The sequence below is a fragment of the Cylindrospermum stagnale PCC 7417 genome (assembly GCF_000317535.1).
In the GTDB taxonomy this organism is placed as follows: Bacteria; Cyanobacteriota; Cyanobacteriia; order Cyanobacteriales; family Nostocaceae; genus Cylindrospermum; species Cylindrospermum stagnale.
The window spans coordinates 2784545-2803058 of record NC_019757.1 but is presented as its reverse complement, the minus strand read 5'-3'; the positions used below and the strand labels follow the sequence as shown (position 1 = coordinate 2803058).

Here is an 18514-nt window from a genome sequence, read left to right as displayed (position 1 = left end):
TCAACATCAAAACTAGAGTTTTTAAACGCAGAGTTACCCGGAAAACGAGCCTTAATTCTTGGCGTTCCTCTGCGTATACTTTTGCGCGACAGCAGTCGCTACAACGGGGAGCCACTGCTCGACTAGGGTCTCCCGGCTTGTTCGCGCAGCGTCTCCCCTCTGCGTTTAATTGCGCCCTTGCGTGAGACTTTGATACCTTTATCTTGCGTTCGACGGAGTTAATACTGGAGCCTCTGACTGCGAATGGGCATTCCCAGTCAGAGGCTCTTAACAAGGTAAAATCAAAGCCTCTCTCAGTTTCGGGGAGAGGTTTGGAGAGGGGTCAAATTAACGGTAGCATCCAAAAATACCCATGATTGAAATTGACGGTTCCTACGGAGAGGGAGGAGGACAAATTCTCCGCACATCCCTGAGTCTAGCCGCCATCACAGGCCATGCAATACGCATAGCCGGCATCCGCGCCGGACGCCCAAAACCAGGACTAGCACCACAACACCTCACCTCAGTTCGCGCTGCGGCGAGAATTTGCCAGGCCCAGTTGCGGGGTGATGCTTTGGGTTCAATGATGCTAGAATTCATCCCCAGTAGTTCTGTACAAGCAGGAAATTACACCTTTGATGTCAAAGAAGCCCAACCAATGGGTTCCGCTGGGGCGGTTACGCTCATTTTACAAACCATCCTTTTACCTTTAGCCTTAGCAACAGGTGATTCTCAGATAACCTTACGGGGTGGAACTCATGTTAGCTTTAGCCCGACAATTTTCTATATTCAGCAAGTTTATTTGCCGATGTTGCAGCGCATGGGTATAGATGCAAAAATTAAGTTAGGCGCTTGGGGGTGGCATCCCCAAGGTGGGGGAGAAGTAAAGTTGCTTGTTAGTGGTGGTAGTCAAATTGAAGGCATTAATTTGCTGCAACGGGGAGATTTGCAGCGAGTGCGGGGACTAGCGGTGGTCACAGAATTACCTGCCCATATTCCCCAACGAATGGCGAATCGTGCCGAAAATTTGTTAACGGCAGCAGGATTAAAAGCTGCTGTCCAAACGTTGCGAGAAACAGGGGTAGCAGCAGGTGCGGGTATTTTCTTAACGGCAGAGTATAAAAATTCCTTGGCTGGGTTTGGTGGGTTGGGGCGGTTGCGCTTGACTGCGGAAAAGGTTGCAGACATGGCTTGTGAACAGTTGCTGAAGTTTCATCAAACCGGCGCACCTGTCGATGAACATTTAGGAGATCAGTTATTGTTACCCGCTGCTTTAGCCTCACAGGAAAGTCAATACCGGGTGGCTGAAGTGAGTACCCACTTAACGACAAATGCCGCCGTAATTGAGCAATTTGGCTTGGCGCGGGTAACGGTGGACGAAGGGGAAAAGATCGTGGCTGTAGTGCCTGGGAGTGGTTGATAAAATTGGCTCGAATAACATGCAAAACTTTCACCTCGTAGTGGCGTGGTCAGACTAAAATGAGGCATAAATTAGCTCACGCACCACCCGCAACTCGAACTGCTCCCCTGCTGAAAGCTTCATGGCAGGGCCACAGCTGGCGTAATTTTCGCGATCGCCACTAAGGCGCATCATACTGGCGCAGTTGAGCTAGTTTAGAATATTGGGTAACTCACTATTTTTACTGGATGAATTACAAGTCGATCAAGCTTAAATTCCAGCCAATCACTGCAAATTATGGCATCTAATGAACCTACCCCCAATGAGCCAAACGAGGCTGTAACCCCAATTGAAGCCCCATCTGTTGATCAACAAGTTGAACTTGATACCGACAAACAGATAGATGCCCTGTCAGATTCGGGAGCGATATTTCAAGCTGTGGGCATAATTACTGGAGAAGTCAACTTAAATCCAAATGGCAAAAACACTATTACCATCGGTCGCTCTGAATACCAACTTTTCTACATTCCGCAAAAACGCAAAGTATTTGACGCTCTGACCAAAGAAATAAACGTTACTGGCAACCGAAATCAGCGTTTAGTAGTTTATCCTAAGGCAATTCATTTTCCCAAAAAAGAACAACCATCAGTCATCGCTTTTCAGCTAGTGGGCTTTGACAGAGCACGATTTGGAGAAGTAATTTCCGAAGAGTTAGAAGACCTAGAGTTTAAATTTTCTGGTCTGTGGCAGTTTATTCCCGTCTGCCCGACTCCTTGCATCTCAGTCTTCCGCAACTTTAGCAGTGAAAGACTCGAATATATTAAGCAGGCAGAGCCTGCCCAAAAAGTGAAATTCATGAAAGCTAGCCACATACCCCTGTTGTGGAAGGATGCACCTGTTAGACCCTTCAGATTTAATCCCAAAGTGCCGAAAGAAGAGCAAGGGCGTCCAGCATTTGTCAGCCTCAAGGCGAAATTTATGCCGGGGCGTGATGTCTTCGGTTTTGTAGCACTCACCGCGCTACCCCAAGAAACTGCACCCAAATTTCTCAAAGCCTCCAAACAAGATAAAGCCACGGTGCAACAAGAGGCTAAAAAAAATCAGCCTCGAGTGCAACGACCATCTAAAAAAGATCATGTCGAGCGCCCTAATGCTCCACAAAAACCAATTCCGAAAAAAAAGCCTCAAAAAGTTGAAGAAGGAGAAACAGAGAAACAGACAAATAGCGATTGTGTGTAAATTTGACCGAAATTAGCGTCCAAAATCGTCCTTCGGTCACGTCCACAGAAACTGTAGATATAAATAATCAGTCTGTGGACGGATGGACGAACTGACGGATGGCAATGGATTTACTCGCTTGGTTTATACCAAGCAACAAAGAATTCTTCCCAATCAAACTACAGTCTAGTTTTTGGTAATAGACAGAGAAGCGCTGTTAGAAAAACTCAAAGAAGCATTGCTAGACAGATTTGCAATTAGGTCTGTCCCATCTAAGGTAACAGTGCCGGCAACTTTGGCATCACGATAAGCACCGACAGAGCGAAAATTTGATCTGTAGCCAGGCCCTTGATTGTGACTGTGATTATTGCCACGGTATATATCACCGACACCTGTCCATGTCAAAGCCAAGTCTACGGTTTTAGTAAGCGGTGCCCTTTTGACAGTAGGCCCTGATAAGTAATCAGTGACGGTGAAAGTACCATTCAAAGAGGCAGATTGCAGCGATTTGTTACTTTTGAAGATTGGGTTTTTACTAGCGCCAGAACCATAGGACTTGGTTGCGGTGCAGTAGTTATAGTTTGAATAGTAGATGTAAACCTCTGACTGCTTAGTTGGTGCACCCGGCGCATTTTTAGTGGCATTTTCAAAAGCATAAACATCAACATAGGTTGAGTTGCAGCCATCATTTTGATAAAAATAGGCTGAAGCGCTTTCTCCCTGGAATTTATATTGCTCGGTGGTAACAGCTAATGCAGGAGCAGTCAAACTGAGTAAGGTCAAAGAAGCGACAATTGCTGCTTTCATGTTTTTGTAAATTTGTGTTTATGTATACAAAACATATATATTCTTACATATGTTTCTTTATTTCGAGACGCTACGCGGTAAGCGCAGCTATGCCCGTTCGCAGAGCGTTCTGTAGATTTATCGGCATTTATGAGGGATTTAGGCGAATTCACAAAAAATTTGTGTTTCTGCACTGATATCTGCATTACTTGATGGGTAATCTTCACTTCCCCTTCAACCAAGTCACTAGTTTGTCGGTTCCTACTGCATCGACAATGCAGATATTCGTGCTGGACAAAAGATTTGCTGCTTGTGTTGCTGAAAAATCCAGCAATAACCGTACTTCTGTCACCCCATTTAGCATGAGAGCTAGGTCGGCAGCCAATACGGTTCGGTTAACCAAGAATCGACCTCTTTGGAATCCTAAAAGGTCAATTCTGACGTTCAATTTCAGTTAAAGTTAAATTTATTGGCAAAAAATGCAGTTAGCTGCTAATTTTAATTAGCTTTTAGACAAAAAGCTTGTATCCCACCAGTTTCTACAACATAACCTACAAAAACTTCAAAACCAATGACGAGAAAAATATTAACTGGACTGAGTTCACAAGCTTATGAACACCCATTTGACCGCAAAGCTTTGGCTTCTTTGAAAAATATGCCTGGTGTTTCCCCACTACTCAAAAAAATTAATGAGTACGGAATTGATCGTCTACTTAGGCTACAAAGCCTTGGCAGTGAAATCAGAGTTACGCCTAATAATTTTCCTCAATTGCATCAGCCACTTGTAGAAACTTGTCGAATTCTTGATGTTCCCACAGTACCTGAAATGTATCTGTTTCGAGGTACAGGGCACATTAAAACCTACATTGTCGGGGTGGAAAAGTCCATTATTGGTATAAATCTAGATGCAATGGAGTGGCTGAACGCAGATGAGTTACTTTACGTTTTGGGACACGAAGTCGCTCGCATTAAGAGTGAGAGCATGATTTATCACCAAATGGCATTTGTGATGCCAACTTTAAAAAATTTGTTGACCAGTACCACACTGGGGTTTGGTGGCTTGGTAGCTACTGGAATGGAACTGGCTTTGTATAATTGGCTGATGATGGCTAGGTTCACTGCTGATCGTGCTGGATTACTGGCTTGTCAAGATATTAATGTGGCAACTACTGCACTGATGAAACTCGCAGGTTTGCCAGAAGAGTATTTGACTACTACTGTAATTGACGATTTCCTTGTCCAAGCCCGTGAGTTTGCAGCTAATAGCTTTGATAGTTTGGATCAGGTAACTAAAATATTGAGTTATAGCGAAACTGGTCTTTCTTGGGTAGTTATGCGGGCTGGAGAGTTATTGAAATGGGTTGATTCAGGAGAATATGATGCTTTAGTTCAACAGAAAGAGTTAGATATACCGGAAGGAAAGGAAGGGTGGAATTTTTTGACTTCTTGGTGATTAGTTTTGTTAGCTGGTTCGGGTGAATGTAGAGACGTTTGATGAAACGTCTCTATGTTTTTAGGCTAAGGTGTACACACAAGTCTCTCTCAATGCAATTTATCATTTATCGAACAGAGGGAATACAGCACTTTCCAGTAACGTGAAGTACAATAATGCAAAATAGATAAACTATTATTATGAAACCATATTCCGTTGATCTCAGATAAAAAGTAGTTAATGCTTATCACTCAGGAAATATTTCAGTTAGAAAGTTAGCTGTAAACTTTGGTGTTGGTAAAGCTTTTGTGCAAAAAATGTTGAAACAGTATCAAGAGCAAGGACAATGTTAATCCTAATGTGCAAACCCCGGATTTAATCCCTCAAATTTAGACCGGAGTCCTTACTGAAAAACTTACATCTGGCAGGCATTTTATATGCAATCATCAGTTAAAAAAATTAATGAAAAGCCATTATTTGGCTATGTATGGATTGCTTTAGTATTTCGCATGATTTAATTAAAAGTGTGCATACCCATGAAATGATTAAAGTGCCTTACACAAAATCACACAATTTAATAATTGATTGGGCTATATCTATTGGAATACCTGGATTAGCTTTATGTTTATTGATATTTGGATACTGTCTGGTTAGAGTAGTTAAATCAAATTATTCCCCACTGGCTGGGGTAATTATTGCCTATTTAATTTACACACTTACTTGGTTTGAATCGGGTCAGTTTACACATATTGCCTGGTGGGCGTTAAGTCTATTCAATTATGAAAAAACTACTAACAATTTTAATTTTACTAATAGCTCAGAGGGCAGTGCTAGCCTGGAGTCCACAACTAGAGGCAGAATTTAAAGAACGTTCAGCAGAGTATTTAGAAAAATTTCCTGCGGGTATTTACGGCAGCACAGCCTACGAGTATGAGAAACAAAGCTATCCCAGAGCGATGATTGACTTTCTTAGGGGAAATAAAGAGGAAGCGATTACTGCGGAGCGCTGAGTGCAGGGCACACGCTTCGCGAACGCTATCGCATTTTTGGAAGGTAAGGATAAACAATCTGAGTTACACTCTCATACATTGGGGATAGACTTTTATTCTGGCTTTACACTCAAGGGGCAAATTAGGAAATACTTTGGCTTTGGACAGTTTCTCAGTCCTGGTTACAAGTCAAGAATGAGGGAAGCAATGAGGTTATTTACTAAAGTTGACCCCCTTACTCAACATTTTGATCAACCCCGCAAGTTTTGGGAAAACTCAACCGATAACTGCGATACCTGGGTTGATTGTCGGGACACTGACAACCTCAAGGCGATGCGGGAAGTTGCAGTTTACTTATTTGCAGAAGAAGTTGGAAACGAGCGGACACGACTAATTTATAAAGGAAGAATTGCTCAAAAGGTGCGATCGCTCTACCAAACAGGACAAGGTGAGTGGGATAGTGAAATCTACCTTGGGCACGGTTTAACCACCTATGTAAATTTGTATGATTACGCCAAAGACCCAGAAGTAAAGCAATATGCCAAGTCTGCGTTAGATTGGTTCACCACCACCGGGGCATTAAAGTACTGGCGTGGTGCCTTTGGTGGCCCCAGCAAACGAGACTATGGTAAGGGGAATTGTGTATGGTGCAGTGGTGCATCTCAGGCGTTGGGCTTGTATTTTGGTGATTCACCGGTGAAGGATTTAAATCAAAATCCTGATTTGGTGCATTTAATTATGAGCAGCTATCGTCCCCCCGGAGTCGCGGTGGCGTTAGCGAGAAAGGAATTTATCAAGCCCCTAGAACTGCTCAACTCTAAACCTGACTATCTCAACTGGAAAGAGGACAAGCCGCCAGCATTTCACGAAACTCTGTATTTTAGCGAAACTTACCAGTTGGGAACCTTGGCAGAAGGCAGCGCTGCTGATTGGAGTGGGTTTAAAATGATGGCTTACAACTCTCGCCGGGGTGTTGATTACTTTATTCCCTCGTCGTCAAAACCCCACTCCATAGCTCAATATCAGAATTTAGCAGTTTGGTTGGGCACGGGTGATGTGCAGTTCTTCTTACCTAAATCGGCAGTGGTTGAGATTCTTGGGGGAAAATTATTTATTAAACTGGAGAAGACTGATTTAGCGATGGCGCAGAGCGCCCGCCGGAGGCGATCGCACCCATCAACCTAAAGTTTGGCAATTTCACCCCTGCACCAAATTACCCAGATGATTTAGTTATTTCTACTGTCAAGGGTGAAGGTATAGCTGGGTTTGCTTTGGAGGTGGGCGAGGGAAACTATGATAATTTCAAACTAACTACCTTGGTAAATTCACGGTTAAAAACCAATGGAGCAGTGGCTGAGTATATTTCCCTTAAGAATCGGGTAAAACTTCAGTACACCGGCACAACTCCCAAGGTGTGGAGAGATGGCAGATATGTAGACTGGAACCTATACAGAGACGTTTACAGGGCTGATTATACCAACTTAAACAGAGCTACTATTTATCAGGGCTATAAGTCTGGAAAGTTGGAGGTGATTGTTAATGGTGTTAAATCACAGTTCGGCGTTTTTGACCGACAGCACTAAAAGTTTTATCTCAAATAGAATAGCGATCTGCGCCATCGCCTAGAGGGGCTAAAATCACCGAAGCTGACGTTTCCCGCCACACAACGAGTAAGAGTGCGTTTTTTTCTAGAAGCTTTACAAGACAAGGCTTTTAAGAGTTAAGTGGTGGCAAATGACAGGCTTGCTGACCCCAGCCCTTTATATGATTATCATTCTTATGCAGAGTTATTTCTATATTTAGACATATTGACAAAATTTAATTTATAAAATTTACTCGCCTTTGACTTGTCACTAATGGGTTATTATCAGTAAATTACTCAGTACGCAGTTGAGTAATGTAAGTAGAATAACAGTTTTATTTACTTAGTTGACGAATATACTTACACATACAGATAAGAACCTAATCATGGCACAATCTACCAAAACAGTCGTTTTCATTGATCCTACGGTTGCAGATTACCAGAATCTGGTTAATGGTGTCGAACCAGGCACATTGGTGTTTATTCTTGACCCCAGACGGGATGGTATTAGGCAAATTACTGAGAATTTAGCAGGACTTACAGACGTTGATAGCCTTCAGATTATCTCTCACGGTGCAGAGGGTAGTTTGTCACTTAGTTCAACTTTGCTGAACTCGGAAAGCCTCAATGGTTATGGTTCAGAATTGCAACAGTGGGGTAAATCTCTCACGGCTACAGGAGACATCTTGCTGTATGGTTGTGATGTTGCTCAGGGAGTTGTAGGTAAAGCTTTTGTACAGCAAATTAGTCAGTTAACTGGGGCAGATGTAGCAGCATCTGATGATTTGACTGGTAGTGCTGCACTGGGTGGAGACTGGTCATTAGAATATGCCACTGGATTGATTGAAGCGCCTCTGGCTTTGCAGGTTCAGGTAATGGAGGCTTATAGTTCCGTCTTCACAATCCTCAGCACTGTATTCTTACCCAATAATTACTACCAGTTTAATGGGTCTATCTATCACCTCAGTACCTATGCCCCATGGCAAGAAGCTCAAAATGAAGCAGAAAGTTTAGGGGAAAATCTTGTCACCATCAACTCTCAAGCAGAGCAAGATTGGTTAGTCAATACCTTTACCTTTGGTAGTCAAACTTTTTGGATTGGGTTGACAGACCAGGTGACAGAAGGCCAGTTCAGGTGGGCGAACGGTGAAACCTCTACTTATACTAACTGGGAGCCAGGTGAACCAAATAATACAAATAACAGAGAACATTATGTGGCGATGTACGGTAATGGCAGATGGAATGATAACAGTGAATATGCCTCTTTTGTAGGTATCATTGAAGTCAAGTTGTCTCAGTGGCAAGGCACTAAAATACCGGAAAATCAGGCTCGTGGAGTAATTGGTAATTTTAGTACCACAGACTCAAATCCTAATAACACCTTCACCTATAGCTTAGTAGAAGGAACAGGTGCAACTGATAACAGTCTCTTTACGATTATCAATAATCAACTCGAAACCTACACTGTATTTGATTACGAAACTAAAAACAGTTACAGCATTAGAGTTCAAGCCACAGACCAAAGTGGGTACTCCTACGAACAAGAAATAACTTTTGGTGTAAGCAACGTCATCGAATACCCAACAGGTATTACTATATCTAACAAAAGTGTAGCAGAAAATACAGTTGGTGCAATCATTGGTACATTAGCAGTTATTAACCCCGATGCGGGTAGCAGTTATAGCTTCAGCACCTATGATTACCGCTTTGAAGTGGTGAATGGACAACTCAAACTCAAAGCCGGTGAAAGTCTCAACTTTGAAACTGAACCCACCATTTATGTGACTATTACCGCCACAGATAACGTTAGACCCTATTTGAGCGACACAAGTACTTTAATTCTGAATGTCACCAACGTCAACGAAGCCCCGACAGATATTACTTTATCTAACAACAGCCTGGCAGAAAATGCCGTGGCTGCGGTGATTGGCACATTAACAGTTAGTGACCCCGATGCAAGTAGTAGTTATAACTTCAGCGTCAATGACACCCGTTTTGAAGTGGTGAATGGACAACTCAAACTCAAAGCCGGTCAAAGTCTCAACTATGAAGCTGAACCCACTGTTAACCTGGTTATTACTGCCACAGATAATGGCAATCTGAGTGTAACTCGTAGCTTCAGCCTGAATGTCACCAACGTTAACGAAGCTCCTACAGCCATCACTTTATCTAACAACAGTGTGGCAGAAAATGCTGTTGGTGCGGTGATTGGCACATTAGCAGTCACTGACCCTGATGCTGTTAATCCAATAGTTGGGATGTTAATGATTGGTAGTCCCAATGCGAGTAGTAATCATAGCTTCAGCATCAATGACAACCGCTTTGAAGTGGTGAATGGACAACTCAAACTCAAAGCCGGTCAAAGTCTCAACTATGAAGTTGAACCCACTGTTAACTTGAATATTACCGCCACAGATAACGGTACACCCTCTCTGAGTTTGACACGTAGCTTCAGCCTGAACGTCAGTAATGTTAATGAAGTCCCCACAGCCATCACTCTATCTAACAACAGCCTGGCGGAAAATGCCGTGGCTGCGGTGATTGGCACATTAACAGTGAGTGACCCCGATGCAGGTAGTAGTCATAGCTTCAGTGTCAATGACACCCGTTTTGAAGTGGTGAATGGACAACTCAAACTCAAAGCCGGTCAAAGTCTCAACTTTGAAGCTGAACCCACTGTTAACTTGAATATTACCGCCACAGATAACGGTACACCTTCCCTGAGTTTGACACGTAGCTTCACCCTGAATGTGAGTAATGTTAATGAAGTCCCCACAGCCATCACCTTATCTAACAACAGCCTGGCAGAAAACGCCGTGGCTGCGGTGATTGGCACATTAACAGTGAGTGACCCCGATGCAGGTAGTAGTCATAGCTTCAGTGTCAATGACAGTCGCTTTGAAGTGGTGAATGGACAACTCAAACTCAAAGCCGGTCAAAGTCTCAACTTTGAAGCTGAACCCACTGTTAACTTGAATATTACCGCCACAGATAACGGTACACCCTCCCAGAGTTTCACACGTAGCTTCACCCTGAATGTGAGTAATGTTAACGAAGCTCCAGTTGTTGAAGACCAAACTTTCATTATTGACCCAACTATTAGTCTTGATGAAAACAGTAAGCAAGCCATTGGAAAAGTTGTGGCTACAGATCCAGAAGGAGATGAGATAACCTACAGCATTATTGAGGGGAATGATAACAATTATTTTTCTATCGATGCTAATACAGGTGTCATTACAGCTAACGACATCACTCAGTTAGACTTTAATACTAATTCTAGTTATACATTGGGACTTCGGATTTCTGATATTAAGGGGATGATCAATAATAAGTTCATTACTTTAATGGGACGAACTATCGAACCTAAGAAAAATTTGAGCACGATCAGCAATTTTAGAGATTTGAATCCCAGCATTGAGTTTGGTGAGTATATTAATACTGGATTATCATTTATTAAAGATGGAGGTGATTTTTATAAATGGATTTCAGACTCAAGTGAGTCTAAAGTGGATACTAGTGGTAAAACTGTAATCACTTATAGTTTCTTTAATAATACTGAATCATATCAAGGAAACGAAAGAGTTTACGAACTAACATCAGAAACGAAGAATAATATCAGACGGATTCTCGGTCAAATAATTCCTTCTTTTATTAATGTTCAATTTGAGGAAGTTGTAGAAAATGGTAGTGGACACTATGGGCAAATCCGCTACATGGGATCAAATATGGGAGCTATCCTTTCATCTAGCCAATATGCCTATGCGAATAATCCTAATCCAAATAAGCCGCTATCTGGTGATGTGCATTTAAGTTACTGGAACGACAATAATACATCAACATCAGGATTCCAAAGTAAACCAGGGTCTGTAGGTTTTTCCGCTCTAATACATGAAACTCTTCATGCTCTTGGTTTGAACCACCCAGGGAATTACAACGGAGAACAGAAAGCCGCTGTAAGAGATAACACAGACATAGCATATGGAGATGATAATTCGACTAATACTATAATGTCGTATAACGGAGTTCGTAACAACACCACTCCCATGCCTTATGATATTAAGGCATTGCAATTTTTGTATGGTTCAAATGCACAGTATAAAAGCAATAATAATATTTATCAGTTTACAGAGGTTGATAAGTTTAAAGTGGACGGTGGGATACCATATACCGACTTATTCTTTAATACAAATTATCGTCTTAAGCAGACTATCTGGGATGCTGGTGGTATAGATACATTAGACTTTTCCGCACTTCCAAATTTAAATAGCCCTAATAATTCTAATGATTACTACTTCTTTGATTTGAAGGGACAAGGTTTGGATGGATATCCATATACAGCCGCAGGAGTAAAGAGTGGTATTATCACAACTAATAATTCCCTGACTGGCGATAGATATACCGCTTTGGGAGAGCCTTCCCCTTCTAATCACTTCACGACTAATTTTGGAACAGCGATCGCGTTTGGCGTAACATTGGAAAATGTAGAGGGTAGCGATTATAAAGACCATATTATAGGTAACAATGTAGCAAATAGATTCAATGGCAACGCAGGTGATGACACCCTGGATGGCAACGCAGGTGATGACACCCTGAATGGCGGAGAAGGTAATGACATCCTGAATGGCGGAGAAGGTAATGACACCCTGGATGGCGGAGTAGGTAATGACACCTTGAATGGCAACGCAGGTGATGACACCTTGAATGGCAACGCAGGTGATGACATCCTGAATGGCGGAGAAGGTAATGACACCCTGGATGGCGGAGAAGGTAATGACATTCTTAATGGTGATGTTGGCTTCGATGCAGCTACATATGAGAATCAGCAAAACAGCATACAACTAAGAGATAATGGAGGTGGTAATTCCACAGCGAGCTTTGCTGCCAATGGGCAAACTTATACCCATCAACTCCAATCCATAGAAAAATTTGAACTTGGTCAAGGCAATGACTACATCACAGTAGCAAATCCTAGTGATTACTTTTCCTTTGATGGTGGACCTGGTGAAGACACATTAGACTACAGCGGTTTGGTACCTGGAACAGTAAGAGTTAAAAGTGATTCCTTCAGCTTTGGTAGCAATTGGGGTAGAGTAGAAATTGGGAATGTCACTCAGTATTATTCCTCTATAGAAAAGATTATTCTCCCTAACAACACATTTACTGTTGATGAAAACAGTGAGCAAGGAAAACCAGTGGGTAGGGTTGCTCCCAGTCAAGCAAGCGATAATCTTACTTACAATATTATTCCAGGCAATAATAATAATGCTTTTGCCATCAACCAAACAACGAGTGAAATTACTGTTAGTGGCGACGCTAAGTTAAATTATGAAACCCCTTCTAAGAGCTACCAATTAAAAGTAGAAGCTAACGACAGCACCACAAATCTGAAAGTTACTGCCAACATCACTATTAATCTCCGGGATCTCAACGAAGCCCCAACAGACATTACATTGTCTAACGATGAGGTAGTTGAAAAAGTACCAGGTGCAGCCATCAGCGATGTACAAGTAAGTGATGAAGATGCCAACAGTAGCCATAGTTTTAGTGTTAGTGATAACCGCTTCGAGGTCATCGATGTCATCGATGGTTGGCTACTGAAACTCAAAGATAGTCAAAGCCTAAACTATCAGGACGGAAGTACTGTCAGCTTTTATATTGAAGCGACAGACAACGGCGGTTTGAGCTACTCAAAACGTTTCACTTTAACCGTCATCAATCAACCTGAAGATAACAATGATAGCTCATCTGAAGATGGAGGAGATGGTTTACCACCACCTCCTCCCTTCGGTTTCGGAGGAGGAGGTGGTGGTGGTGGTGGAGATCAACAGACAATTAAAAATATAGGCAAGTTCTTCGCTCTGAATGAAAACACAATCCAAAATACAGTAGTAGGTAGTGTTGGATATGGGGATAATCATATCTACAGCATCATTTTTGGGAATAATAACAATGCCTTTGCGATCAACTCCAATACTGGTCAAATCACTGTCAATGTCAACACAATGTTAGACTTTGAAACTATCCCTGCCTACCAGTTGATAGTTCAAGCTACCGACGGAACAGGAAACGTGGTTGGTCGTGGCCAAGTAATCATTAATCTCCGCAATGTCAACGAAGCACCGACCTTAAAACAGGCACTTACAGACCAAACAGCGACAGAAGATAGTGCTTTTACCTTCATCATTCCTAGCGACACCTTCAGCGATGTTGATGCGGGGGATGTTCTCACCTATTCTGCAACTTTAGAAGATGGCAATTCCTTACCAAATTGGTTAACCTTTAATGCAGCGACTCGTACCTTCAACAGTACTCCAACTAATAGCGAAGTCGGTGGAATCAGCATCAAAATAGAAGCCAAAGATAAATCAGGCTTGGTTGCTACTGACACTTTCATATTAACGGTAGCTAATACCAATGACACGCCTGTATTAAAGAATGCGATCGTTGACCAACTATTTGGTTCTAATACTCCACTCAGCTTCTCTATTCCTGAAAACACCTTTTCCGATATAGATATAGGTGACAGCCTAAGTTATACAGCTATCAAAGAAGATGGTAGTCCCTTACCCAATTGGTTAAATTTTAATCCCACTACACGCACATTTACTGGCACTCCTACACTAGCAGATGTAGGTTTATTGAACATCAAGGTAATAGTCACGGATACTAGTAGAGCAACCGCAAGTGATACTTTCGTACTTAACATTCGCAATCTCACAGGTACTCCCAATGACGATACCATCATAGGAACAGCCCATAATGACAAAATTGAGGGATTAGGTGGCAATGACACCCTCGATGGTGGTGCAGGAGTTGATACCCTCATAGGTGGCACAGGCAATGACACATATATTGTCGATACCATTACTGACACAATTACGGAAAATGCCAATGAGGGAACAGATACAATTCAATCCAGTGTCAGCTTCAGCCTAGCTGCTCTAACCAACGTTGAAAACCTCACCCTAACAGGAACAGCAGCAATTAACGGGACTGGTAACACAGGTAATAACGTTATCACAGGCAACAGTGGCAACAACACTCTCAATGGTGGTGCAGGCAATGACACCCTCGATGGTGGTGCAGGAGTTGATACCCTCATAGGTGGCACAGGCAATGACACATATATTGTCGATACCATTACTGACACAATTACGGAAAATGCCAATGAGGGAACAGATACAATTCAATCCAGTGTCAGCTTCAGCCTAGCTGCTCTAACCAACGTTGAAAACCTCACCCTAACAGGAACAGCAGCAATTAACGGGACTGGTAACACAGGTAATAACGTTATCACAGGCAACGGTGGCAACAACACTCTCAATGGTGGTGCAGGCAATGACATCCTCGATGGTGGTGCAGGAGCTGATACCCTCATAGGTGGTACAGGTGAGGATATCTACATTGTTGATACGACCACTGACACGATTACGGAAAATGCCAATGAGGGAACAGATACAATTCAATCCAGTGTCAGCTTCAGCCTAGCTGACCTAGCAAACGTCGAAAACCTCACCCTAACGGGAACAGACGCAATTAACGGTACTGGTAATGCTGGTAATAACGCCATCACTGGCAACAGTGGCAACAACACTCTTGATGGTGGTGCTGGCAATAACACCCTGAGTGGTGATGCAGGTATTGACACCCTTATAGGTGGTACAGGTGATGATGTCTATATTGTCGATACCACCACTGATACGATTACTGAAAATGCCAATGAGGGAACAGATACAATTCAATCCAGCGTCACCTTCAGCCTAGCTGACCTAGCAAACGTCGAAAACCTCACCCTAACGGGAACAGACGCAATTAACGGTACTGGTAATGCAGCTAATAACGTTATTACAGGTAATATTGCTAATAACACCCTGAGTGGTGATGCAGGTATTGACACCCTTATAGGTGGTACAGGTGATGATGTCTATATTGTCGATACCACCACTGATACGATTACTGAAAATGCCAATGAGGGAACAGATACAATTCAATCCAGCGTCACCTTCAGCCTGGCTGACCTAGCAAACGTCGAAAACCTCACCCTAACGGGAACAGACGCAATTAACGGTACTGGTAATGCTGGTAATAACGCCATCACTGGCAACAGTGGCAACAACACTCTTAATGGTGGTGCTGGCATTGATACCCTAATTGGTGGGTTAGGCAATGATATCTACATTGTCGATACCACCACAGACACGATTACCGAAAATGCAGGAGAGGGAACAGACACAATTCAATCGAGTGTCACCTTCAGCCTAGCTGCCCTAGCCAACGTCGAAAACCTGACCCTGACAGGAACAGCCGCGATTAACGCTACAGGTAATGCAGCTAATAACGTCATCACAGGTAATGCTGTTAATAATACCCTTAATGGTGGTGCTGGCATTGATACCCTGATTGGTGGGTTAGGCAATGATATCTACATTGTCGATAGCACCACAGACACCATTACCGAAAATGCGGGAGAAGGCACAGATACAATTCAATCGAGTGTCACCTTTAGCCTAGCCAACCTGCCTAACATTGAAAACCTGACATTGACAGGAACAGCCGCGATTAATGGTACAGGTAATGCTGGTAATAACATCATTACTGGCAACAGTGGCAACAACACTCTTGATGGTGGTGCTGGCATTGATACCCTAATTGGTGGGTTAGGCAATGATATCTACATTGTCGATACCACCACAGACACGATTACCGAAAATGCGGGAGAAGGCACAGATACGATTCAATCCAGTGTCACCTTTAGCCTAGCCAACCTGCCTAACATTGAAAACCTGACATTGACAGGAACAGCCGCGATTAATGGTACAGGTAATGCTGGTAATAACGCCATCACTGGCAACAGTGGCAACAACACTCTTAATGGTGGTGCTGGCATTGATACCCTAATTGGTGGGTTAGGCAATGATATCTACATTGTCGATACCACCACAGACACCATTACCGAAAATGCGGGAGAAGGCACAGATACAATTCAATCGAGTGTCACCTTTAGCCTAGCCAACCTGCCTAACATTGAAAACCTGACCCTGACAGGAACATCTGCGATTAATGGCACAGGTAATGCTGGTAATAACGCCATCACTGGCAACAGTGGCAACAACACTCTTAATGGTGGTGCTGGCATTGATACCCTGATTGGTGGGTTAGGCAATGATATCTACATTGTCGATACCACCACAGACACGATTACCGAAAATGCGGGAGAAGGCACAGATACGATTCAATCCAGTGTCACCTTTAGCCTAGCCAACCTGCCTAACATTGAAAACCTGACATTGACAGGAACAGCCGCGATTAATGGTACAGGTAATGCTGGTAATAACATCATTACTGGCAACAATGGCAACAACACTCTTAATGGTGGTGCTGGCATTGATACCCTAATTGGTGGGTTAGGCAATGATATCTACATTGTCGATACCACCACAGACACGATTACCGAAAATGCGGGAGAAGGCACAGATACGATTCAATCCAGTGTCACCTTTAGCCTAGCCAACCTGCCTAACATTGAAAACCTGACATTGACAGGAACAGCCGCGATTAATGGTACAGGTAATGCTGGTAATAACATCATTACTGGCAACAATGGTAATAACACTCTCAATGGTGGTGCTGGTGACGACACACTTTATGGTGGTGCTGGCATTAATACCCTGATTGGTGGGTTAGGTGACGATATCTATGTTGTTGATACCACCACCGATACGATTACCGAAAATGCGGGAGAAGGCACAGATACAATTCAATCCAGTGTCACCTTTAGCCTAGCCAACCTGCCTAACATTGAAAACCTGACTCTTACAGGAACAGCCGCGATTAATGGTACAGGTAGTGCTGGTAGTGACATCATTACTGGCAACAGTGGTAATAACACTCTCAATGGTGGTGCTGGCAATGATACCCTGATTGGTGGCGCTGGCGATGACATCCTGAACGGTGGAACAGGAGATAATACATATATCTTTGATGCGGACACATCACAAGGAGCAGACACAATCAATGAAACAATAATAGCCCTGAAAACAGACCATGATAGGTACGTTTCTGCTCTATCTGCTCAAGAATCGCCGTCGTACGATCTCGTAGCCGATCGCACAGAGGTACAAGGTTGGGAAAAATTCACTCTCATCAATACTGGTGATGGCAAAATAGCTCTGAAAACAGACCATGATAGGTACGTTTCTGCTCAAGAATCGCCGTCGTATGATCTCGTAGCCGATCGCACAGAGGTACAAGGTTGGGAAAAATTCACTCTCATCAATACTGGTGATGGCAAAATAGCTCTGAAAACAGACCATGATAGGTACGTTTCTGCTCAAGAATCGCCATCGTATGATCTCATAGCCGATCGCATAGAGGTACAAGGTTGGGAAAAATTCACTGTCATCGATGCTAGTAATGGCACACTAGACTTCTCTGCAACCACGACTAAAACCATCAATCTGGACCTTAGCCTTGCTGGACAACAGTCGCTCAATGAAAATCTCTCTTTGACTTTAGGCATGACTATAGGTTCGCAGACTTTCATCAATGTGGAAAATGCAATTGGCGGTAGTTTAAACGACACATTACGAGGGAATGATTTGAATAACCTTCTAAAAGGCAATGAAGGCGACGACATCCTAACCGGTGGACTTGGAAAAGATACTCTAACTGGGGGACTTGGAGCAGACCGTTTTGACTACCGCAACTTAGCTGATTCCGTTTTTAGCAACTATGACGTTATTACTGACTTCACTGCTACCGCTGGTAATGATTTATTCCTTGTTTCTACTGCACGCACCGGATTCTCTAATGCGGGAACTGTGGCAACTCTTGATACAGTCGGCATTGCAGCCGCATTAACCAACGCTAATTTTGGTTCTAACTTTGCTGCTCAATTCACCTTTGGTAGCCGTACCTTTGTCGCTATTAATGATGCTACAGCCGGCTTTAATGCCACTGCTGATGCCGTCATTGAGGTGACAGGTTTAACCGGCGCTCTAGGACTCAATAACTTTACAACTACCTTGGTGTAGCTTCTAGTACCACAAGGCAGAATTCAAAATTCAAAATTCAAAATTCAAAATGATTACAACGTAAGCGTTTTGTTAATTTGGAATAATCTGCTTATT

General features: G+C 43.0%; 8 protein-coding genes. 6 read left to right on the top strand and 2 right to left on the bottom strand.

The window, feature by feature from the left end; all coding sequences use genetic code 11:
* The first annotated feature begins 352 nt into the window (after nucleotides 1–352).
* Both rtcA and CYLST_RS11305 read left to right on the top strand, forming a co-directional pair.
* On the top strand, nucleotides 353–1399 hold the full coding sequence (rtcA, locus tag CYLST_RS11310) for an RNA 3'-terminal phosphate cyclase (protein ID WP_015207859.1): 1047 nt from the start codon (nucleotides 353–355) through the stop codon (nucleotides 1397–1399).
* A gap of 276 nt (nucleotides 1400–1675) precedes the next feature.
* Entirely contained in the window at nucleotides 1676–2617 is a 942-nt protein-coding gene (locus CYLST_RS11305; protein WP_015207858.1) for a hypothetical protein, read from the top strand.
* Nucleotides 2618–2782: 165 nt separating this feature from the next.
* Here CYLST_RS11305 and CYLST_RS11300 read toward each other — a convergent pair whose 3' ends face one another.
* A complete protein-coding gene (locus CYLST_RS11300) occupies nucleotides 2783–3403 on the bottom strand; it encodes a hypothetical protein (protein ID WP_015207857.1) in 621 nt (206 codons plus the stop codon).
* Nucleotides 3404–3605: 202 nt separating this feature from the next.
* Nucleotides 3606–3785: a hypothetical protein gene (locus CYLST_RS34410; RefSeq protein WP_157162567.1), complete on the bottom strand. Its 180-nt coding sequence runs from the start codon at nucleotides 3783–3785 to the stop codon at nucleotides 3606–3608.
* Between the two features lie 168 nt (nucleotides 3786–3953).
* Between CYLST_RS34410 and CYLST_RS11295 the strand changes: the two genes are divergently transcribed.
* From CYLST_RS11295 to CYLST_RS35860, 4 genes are all read left to right on the top strand, one after another.
* Nucleotides 3954–4835 carry a M48 family metallopeptidase gene (locus CYLST_RS11295; RefSeq protein WP_015207856.1) on the top strand — a complete coding sequence of 294 codons (882 nt, stop codon included), beginning with the start codon at nucleotides 3954–3956 and terminating at the stop codon, nucleotides 4833–4835.
* Nucleotides 4836–5593: 758 nt separating this feature from the next.
* Entirely contained in the window at nucleotides 5594–5824 is a 231-nt protein-coding gene (locus tag CYLST_RS35870; RefSeq protein ID WP_245587491.1) for a hypothetical protein, read from the top strand.
* Entirely contained in the window at nucleotides 5825–6988 is a 1164-nt protein-coding gene (locus CYLST_RS35865) for a hypothetical protein (protein WP_245587490.1), read from the top strand. It abuts the gene before it with no gap.
* A gap of 783 nt (nucleotides 6989–7771) precedes the next feature.
* Complete coding sequence (locus tag CYLST_RS35860; protein ID WP_015207855.1) at nucleotides 7772–18418, top strand: cadherin domain-containing protein; 10647 nt, start codon at nucleotides 7772–7774, stop codon at nucleotides 18416–18418.
* The last annotated feature ends 96 nt before the right edge of the window (nucleotides 18419–18514 follow it).

What these genes read in the sequence shown, in the direction of transcription:
- rtcA (WP_015207859.1), top strand. Translation starts at nt 353, where the DNA reads ATGATTGAAATTGACGGTTCCTACGGAGAGGGAGGAGGACAAATTCTC.
- CYLST_RS11305 (WP_015207858.1), top strand. Translation starts at nt 1,676, where the DNA reads ATGGCATCTAATGAACCTACCCCCAATGAGCCAAACGAGGCTGTAACC.
- CYLST_RS11300 (WP_015207857.1), bottom strand. Translation starts at nt 3,403, where the DNA reads ATGAAAGCAGCAATTGTCGCTTCTTTGACCTTACTCAGTTTGACTGCT.
- CYLST_RS11295 (WP_015207856.1), top strand. Translation starts at nt 3,954, where the DNA reads ATGACGAGAAAAATATTAACTGGACTGAGTTCACAAGCTTATGAACAC.
- CYLST_RS35870 (WP_245587491.1), top strand. Translation starts at nt 5,594, where the DNA reads ATGAAAAAACTACTAACAATTTTAATTTTACTAATAGCTCAGAGGGCA.
- CYLST_RS35860 (WP_015207855.1), top strand. Translation starts at nt 7,772, where the DNA reads ATGGCACAATCTACCAAAACAGTCGTTTTCATTGATCCTACGGTTGCA.